Origin of the sequence: Pantoea sp. BL1, assembly GCF_000963985.1 — a bacterium.
Lineage (GTDB): Bacteria > Pseudomonadota > Gammaproteobacteria > Enterobacterales > Enterobacteriaceae > Pantoea > Pantoea rwandensis_B.
Window position 1 is genome coordinate 184427 of the sequence record NZ_JZRH01000010.1, and the last position, 7231, is coordinate 191657.

Sequence of the window (7231 nt, forward strand, 5' to 3'; positions counted from 1 at the left end):
GCTGCGCCTTTCGCCAGCATCCATGCTGGCTCTCCTGGCTTCCTCATTCCGTTCAGCGCTGCGAAATGCCTGCCCCAGAACGGCCCCCAGCCTGCTCTGAAGCTTAAGTGCGTATTGTGAAAAAGGGCACGATAGTGGAGGCCAGGGCGCCTCTGCGGCTGCAAGCGCTATCCGCAGCGCTGAGGCTTTTACGTTGAGCCAGGAGTCAGCCGCATGGATGCGGCTGGCAGTTCGGGTTGGCCAGGACGGCCTTACCCGAACGGTCCGTCGGCACGACGTGGAAGCCGAGGGCACCGCGTCAGCGGCGCGAGGACGGCCCTTGCAGCCGCAGAGGTGCCAGGGCCAGCACATCAGCACATCAGCACATCAGCACATCAGCACATCAGCACATCAGCACATCAGCACATCAGCACATCAGTACATCAGTATTTTCGCCAAACAAAATGCCGCCACTTTTGACAGTGGCAGCATTTGCGAATAAAGCCTTAATTGACCAGCACTCTCCCTGGTCTGCTGATTAGCTCATGTGCGGTTTAGGGCATGAGCCTAACTAATGGCCGTTACACCTTCATCCAGCGACGCTCGACGGCGGACACCGCGACCGCTTCCAGTACTTTCTGTACCTGCAAGCCTTCGGCAAAATCAGGCCACATGCGATCGCCTGCCGCGATACCGTTGATTAAATCGCGGATCTCGACGGTTTTCTGATCGTTAAAACCAATACCATGACCGGCTGATACGCAGAAGTTGGCGTAATCGGGATGGGCCGGGCCGGTCAGAATGGTTTTGAAGCCCTGACGTCCAGCGGGTTCATCATGGATATACAGCTCAAGCTCGGCCATACGCTCCTGGGTGTAGCGCAGGGTGCCTTTGGTGCCAGTGACCACATAGGTCAGGCCCATTTTGCTGCCGCAGGCGATGCGTGAAGTTTCAAACACACCGTGCGCACCGTTTTTAAAGCGCAGCAGCGCGCTGGCCTGATCTTCGTTCTCAACCGGCAACAAACGTGAATGATCTTTCGGATCGGGACGCTGTTTAATCACCGTCATCATATCGCCGCTGACTTCTTCGATATCCCCGACCAGATAGTGCGCCATATTGACGATATGCGCCGCCAGATCGCCCAGCGCACCTAAACCGGCCAGCGCTTTCTGGCAGTGCCAGTCGAGCGGTGTTTCCGGACGCGCCAGATAATCTTCATTATGCGTACCGTAGAAATGAATCACGTCACCAATCTCACCGCGCGCAATGATTTCACGCGCCAGCTGGCTGGTGGGGTTTTTCATATAGTTGAAGCCCACCAGCGTTTTGACGCCTGCCTGCTGCGCGGCCTGCACCATCTCTTCTGCATCGGCCACGGACAGAGAGAGCGGTTTCTCCGAGTAAACGTGTTTGCCGTTACGAATCGCTTCCAGCGCCATCTCTTTATGCAGGAAGTTCGGCGCGCAGATATCGACCACATCAATGTTGGGATCGCGTACCAGCTCATGCCAGTCGCCGGTTGAACGGGCAAAGCCAAAGGTTGCCGCCTGTTTCGCGGCCAGTTCCGGGTTCACCTCTGCCAGCATTTCCCGCACGATTTCACCTTTCAGTGCGAAAACAGTGGGGGCCTGCGCGTAAGCAATGGCGTGACAACGACCAATGTAACCACTGCCGATCATACCGATTCTGACTTTGTTCATGCTGCACCTGGAGTTGTGGGTGGGAATTGATCTGGAATATATGTTTCGCTTTTGGCTCCGACAACGACGAAATGAAATATCTGTGATCATACATGCGAGGTATTCGACAGAATCGACAAATCAGAATGTAATTTTGCATAGCATTAGTGACTTACATCACAAACAGGCCCGATATCGAGGGTAATTCGCCGCGTGAGAGGGAAGAGAAGCACAAAATTGACGCTTTATTCAGCAGTCAGTAAAAAATGTGGAAAAGGCCTTTGACAACCCAGAGCCTGCTCGTTATTATGCGCCCCGTTCCAAACGATTCCTCTGTAGTTCAGTCGGTAGAACGGCGGACTGTTAATCCGTATGTCACTGGTTCGAGTCCAGTCAGAGGAGCCAATTTCCAGTTCTCATGCATCCTTGCGAATTTCTGCATTATTTTGATTCAACGGGTGAGCGTGAAAACTCTTCCCGATGTACTTTTATTTTACCCTCCGCATCGGGGAAAATTGGTGGTCAAATCTGGTGTCAGATAGACATAGACAAAGACCCATCACATGCGAATATTGATCGATTAGGTAATAAACTTGCTCACCGCATCTACTGCAAGCTGAAACCGAATTCCCTTTGCAAGTGTAAGCAATTTTGTCGATGCTTTGCCCTGCACCGCTAGCCACACGTTATGCGCCAAATCAGAAGTGATCTATGGCGTACCATTCTATACCTTTAATATCTTGGACGATTTTAACTGGGAAGCACTGGCGATAAAAATCTGTTTGAAGATCCCGGCTTAGAGTATGGTGCAAGTCCTGGACATAATAGTGTTGAATTGTGGATATCTGCTAAAATGCAGAGGGATAAAAGGCCAAAACTGTTGCTCTTGGCCATAGCTTAGCATGCAGAATACAATTTGAGACTTGTAAAGGCATTTACGAATTACGCACAATATAAAGCGCAACTGCGCCGTAACTAATACCGATAATGGCAAGTGATTAAGACAGCCTCTCAAGAATTTCCACATCTTTCTTGCTAAATGTCATGCTGTCATCAAATTTAATAAACCAATCATTACCTTCTATTTTAATCTGAGGGTTAGCATCACCCGAAACTTTAAGAAACCCTTCGTTTACAAAGCTCCTCATGTTAGAACTCGCATTCCACAGACCTAAATCACTATTTAGATTAGCTATGGTATCTTCCTTTTTATCATCCTTTACATGGGGGCCTAAATCATTCCTTAGCTTTGAAAGCATCTTTAAATAAGATTTATTTAATTCAATTTTGGCTTTGGCAAGAGACTTAAATGAGTTCATCAGATCTTTATTATTTTTAAGTTGATCGTCTTTATTTCTAGATCTCAAGATTAATAATAAAGATACAAATATTGAAGTTGAACCGGCAGAGTACAGCGCCACCCTAACACTTACTTCTCTCATTATTGCGGCAATTGTGCTGCCTGAAGTCAAAAAGGTCCCAATTGGGGCTAAAATCTCCCAGAGATAGTCTCTTGATGACTTGTTATACACATCTCTAACCTTTAATGGATTCCACCACTCGGAATTGCCAGATTTATATTTATTATAAAAACCTTTATTGTCTGGCGTCGACAGGACTAAATTAGCTCTGTTTGCTAATAACCCCATTTCAAGATCATCACCTCTTACAGAAGCACGACCACTGCTGTTTGCAAGAAGTGATGTATAGGTTTTCATAGCCTGTTCAACATCATCATTCGCAAAACTATATAAATCATCGTCATGAGTATTATTGATAATATCAACCAATAATTCCATCTCTGAACTATTGAATGAACCGCCATTATTGATAGCATTGGTTATAGAGGATGCTATTCCAGCCATTTTGAAGCCCCCAGTAATTAAATTTCTTTATTCTGTTTAATATCCCATCCCGCTTGCGTTTCTGCACCTTTCGTACCCTGTTCTGTCTGTTCCCAGTAATGAACATTGGCTTTTGCCGACTGGAAATAATAACTGACCATGATTTTATCGGTACTTCCAACGCCAGTGAATTTACAGCCAGTGACCAGGACATCTTCGAGTACTATGCGGGCATATTCAACTTTTTGGCCTCCGGCTTTACATACTGACAGTTCTACGCTGTTAACGTGCTTACCAGATGCGCAAAACTTCATAATGGCCGGTGTACTTTTATCAATAAAAGCCTGCACAGCAAAGTCGCTGAACTGAACTTTGCCTGCGCCCCCGCCACCACCTACTGACATATTACCTGGTTGGTTGGCTCCCCAGTTAAAGGACTGAATATCTATCCAGTTTTTATGATTTGAGTCGTTAGATTCACCATTGACTCCCTCTACTTTCAGATACATATCTACGGCCATATTAGGCTCCTTTGCTTATATAGAATGATTAACGGTATTAATTAATAATCTTAATCAATCTTTATTTCAACTATTTGGACCAATACTAACTCATTCTAGGACATTTCTTAAAAGGAGCTTTCATGCTCAGGACCATTACAACTAATCAGTTTGTTAACATTTTAAAGATCTAGAATTAATTTGAGGCGGACAGAAGGTAACGGTGAAAGTTGAACAGGGCTAACTCACTCTGATTTATTACCGCTAAATATAATAAGCCGAGGGATCGTAGAGTTCGCATACGTCTTTTTGTTAAAAATGGATGGGCTCATCATCCAATATTCTATCCGCTATTTCTATAACGCTTAGGCCTTCCTGGAAGAAATAATTGCAAGCCGCGTGCTGATCTGAACAGATTTTAACGCGGCAATAAAGGGTGGACAACCCTGATCACTGCTCTCCATAGTAACTAAGCGAGGAAATTATCGTGACTGGAACGCGGCACTACCGCAGATAAAGCTGCAAATCGGGAACGGCAGTATGTTCTGGGATACCGCTCGCACCGGGGAGACCGGAGCACGCCGCAGGCGAACATTGCCGGGAAGTGACTGACTCAGACGGTGTTTGAGGTGAGTATGGGTATGCGCATTCGCGTGCAGGTAATGGGCGGCTATCCGAAGATTTCAGCCTGGCCCGTGTGAATGAGGTAGTGGCCCGCTATATGCAGCAGAAGCGGGACGCCAGACAGACCCGGCAGCAGATCGAGACGTTGCTGGCTCAGATCAGTGGCTTTTTTATTATAACTGGATGGGCTTATAATCCAGTATTCTATCCGCTATTTCTTCAGCGCTTAGGTCTTCCTGGAAGATATAATTAGCTGCCTGGGGATCTGCAACACTATTGCACAGAACATCAATATCATTATCCACTTCTTCTTCAGTACCTTCACTGCGTTGTATTTTTTCAATTAGCTCAATAAGTTCTTTTTTCAGCATATATAACCTCAAAAATGGTAAGCGCGATCTAGTACATTCAAATGATATCTTGGCGTAGTAATAATAATATTATCAACATTATAGAAACCTCCACCATGTTGGATGGGGGTTCAATGATAAAGTAAATAAAATTTACTCTTTCCATTCCATTGGGACTTATGAGCGATTGGCACTTTACCACTTTTATTCGGCTCAAATTGGAAGGGCTCAATCTCTGAAATAAATATAAATTAGTTCCTAATCCACTCCACACATGCCCCTGGAAATCATTCAATAATTTGAACTGTAGATCACATAATTTATCAGTTACAGAGGATGGTAAAAGACCAATATTACCTTGATTTCTTCTGAGCAAATTCCATAAAATATGAGTACGTTAGCTTAAAGCAACAAACGGTAAGTATCCATTCAAGCCCAGTGGTTTCACGCATATGCATTCAAATTCAAACTATCCCTGAAACCTATCTGATCTGCAAGGTTGAATGGACATTAATAATTAATTTCCTTGAAGGCGTTACTGATAAATGATAGTGGGTAATATCGTATTTTGCGATTAGTTAAGATCAGACGTAGGAAAATGAATCCAAGGATCTCAAAAAAATGATACTTCAACATGAACAACCAGGTGAAATATTTGTTCAATTCACCTGGCATTAATTCGTTCATTGTAAATATAAAATATTGGATTCAAGTAATGGATTCACAGTCTCGCCTTCGCTTTCTAATCTCTGGAGATGGAATGTCGGAATCGGATAATTACTATCACTCTGAGAAAAGGCGCTTTTGATGTATAAGGTCAAACTTACAAAATCCCCTTCACCATCTAATGAGATTACTGGCCATTTTTTTTTCTTACATTCATGCCAGTTCTTAAGTTCATTACCTGGGATAACGCTGTAATAACCCGATGTATTTTGAAGCTTATAAATACCTGAATAAATTGTCTGCTCGCCAATAAGGGGGGAGACTTTATCATAGTTTACTGAATTCACATAATACACCCAAGGAGTGTGCCCCCAACTTAGTATCATTAGTCCTTTATCGAAAAGCTCATTAGCAATTTCTGTCGTTGTAAACTCTTCTATAAGATCATTCGATTCTGCATTCATAGATATATACTTATCAAACTTACTAATATCTACCACAGCAAAACCTAACGTACCGTACCCATCAAAAACCTGACTAGGCGGGCATGGTAATATCTCGCTTCCGTTGTTTTTCGCAGAAACTATAAAAATATTTAACACCTCAGACATCCGTACATATCTTTCTTTTGATTCTGGCACACCACCTTTAGCAATGAACGGTATGTCAATTGAACTAACAACATACAAATATCGTTTTTCATGCGAATTTATTTTAAAAGAATCGTTATAGAAATCATTAATATATGCATCATTAGTTTGAATTCTAAAAATAAAATCACTATTAATTTCATGTTCAAGTTGTATTCTATAATTATCTTTAATGGATACAATGCTTTGATTTAATAAATCAACCTCCTCAATACTAAAAACAACCTTACCGATAAAATTTTCAGGTATGAATTGAGTCAGTTCAATAGAGTCTTCACGGTTAAATTGATTTATTAATTCTGCATTTTTTATCGAGCCAGCGCTATCTACAGCGTATACCTTGTGCATTTTAAAGCCCCCTTAACACTTGACTTCTTTAGCCCAATTTTGGGTAACTATCCAGGCTTCAGCAGCTGTTACATTTTTTGCTAAAAGCTGTCCTTTTCTACCTGCTGATGTAATCAAGTGTACATCTCCACGAATATTTTTTAACTCTGGATTATTATAATGAGTCTCCAGAGAAGTTAGCCATTCTTCTTTAGTCATCCCAGACTTTATCACCGCTGAAGGTTTAACTAATGGTTTAGTGCTTGTACCGATACCATTATATCCATGCATCGCACTATGCTCAATATTCGACCACTGTGAACTATCCCAATACATCGCAGGAACATTGGTCTGCGAGTTAAATGGCGTAATTTCTAAATGAGTCGCTACTTCATGAGGAACCATATGATGCCCTTGATTAACAGGGTTTTGTAATGGCATTAATCCTAAAGGATCAATAATTGTGATAGGATCAGTTACGTACAAATACAAATTCAACCCACCCATCAACCCTATCGGGTCCAGTTGCGTATAACGCCCACCGCACGGGTCATAGTATCGGAAAGTGTTATAGTGTAGACCCGTTTCCCGGTCAAGGTACTGTCCCTG

Annotated in this window: 6 protein-coding genes and 1 tRNA gene; 1 reads left to right on the forward strand and 6 read right to left on the reverse strand. The window is 43.3% G+C overall.

Annotated elements, in window-relative coordinates; translation table 11 throughout:
- Nucleotides 1–560: 560 nt before the first annotated feature.
- On the reverse strand, nt 561–1682 hold the full coding sequence (locus tag VH86_RS06785) for a Gfo/Idh/MocA family protein (RefSeq protein ID WP_045832336.1): 1122 nt from the start codon (nt 1680–1682) through the stop codon (nt 561–563).
- Between the two features lie 308 nt (nt 1683–1990).
- Here VH86_RS06785 and VH86_RS06790 point away from each other — a divergent pair.
- A tRNA-Asn gene (locus VH86_RS06790) sits at nt 1991–2066 on the forward strand.
- A 593-nt stretch (nt 2067–2659) separates the two neighbouring features.
- On the opposite strand, the gene VH86_RS06795 is transcribed toward VH86_RS06790, so the two are convergent.
- The 5 genes from VH86_RS06795 to VH86_RS26095 all read right to left on the reverse strand — a co-directional run.
- Nucleotides 2660–3526, reverse strand: coding sequence for a hypothetical protein (locus VH86_RS06795; protein ID WP_045813563.1), 867 nt, complete (start codon nt 3524–3526; stop codon nt 2660–2662).
- A gap of 17 nt (nt 3527–3543) precedes the next feature.
- Nucleotides 3544–4026: a type VI secretion system tube protein Hcp gene (locus VH86_RS06800; protein ID WP_045832337.1), complete on the reverse strand. Its 483-nt coding sequence runs from the start codon at nt 4024–4026 to the stop codon at nt 3544–3546.
- 776 nt (nt 4027–4802) lie between these two features.
- Nucleotides 4803–5000 carry a hypothetical protein gene (locus tag VH86_RS06805; protein ID WP_045813565.1) on the reverse strand — a complete coding sequence of 66 codons (198 nt, stop codon included), beginning with the start codon at nt 4998–5000 and terminating at the stop codon, nt 4803–4805.
- Between the two features lie 662 nt (nt 5001–5662).
- On the reverse strand, nt 5663–6643 hold the full coding sequence (locus VH86_RS06810) for a hypothetical protein (RefSeq protein ID WP_045832338.1): 981 nt from the start codon (nt 6641–6643) through the stop codon (nt 5663–5665).
- 12 nt (nt 6644–6655) lie between these two features.
- A partial coding sequence (locus VH86_RS26095; protein ID WP_231647152.1) for an RHS repeat-associated core domain-containing protein occupies nt 6656–7231 on the reverse strand: 576 nt, incomplete at its 5' end.

Bases quoted from the DNA above. Each gene is read 5' to 3' on its own strand.
- VH86_RS06800 (WP_045832337.1), bottom strand. From the start codon at position 4,026: ATGGCCGTAGATATGTATCTGAAAGTAGAGGGAGTCAATGGTGAATCT.
- VH86_RS06805 (WP_045813565.1), bottom strand. From the start codon at position 5,000: ATGCTGAAAAAAGAACTTATTGAGCTAATTGAAAAAATACAACGCAGT.
- VH86_RS06785 (WP_045832336.1), bottom strand. From the start codon at position 1,682: ATGAACAAAGTCAGAATCGGTATGATCGGCAGTGGTTACATTGGTCGT.
- VH86_RS06795 (WP_045813563.1), bottom strand. From the start codon at position 3,526: ATGGCTGGAATAGCATCCTCTATAACCAATGCTATCAATAATGGCGGT.
- VH86_RS06810 (WP_045832338.1), bottom strand. From the start codon at position 6,643: ATGCACAAGGTATACGCTGTAGATAGCGCTGGCTCGATAAAAAATGCA.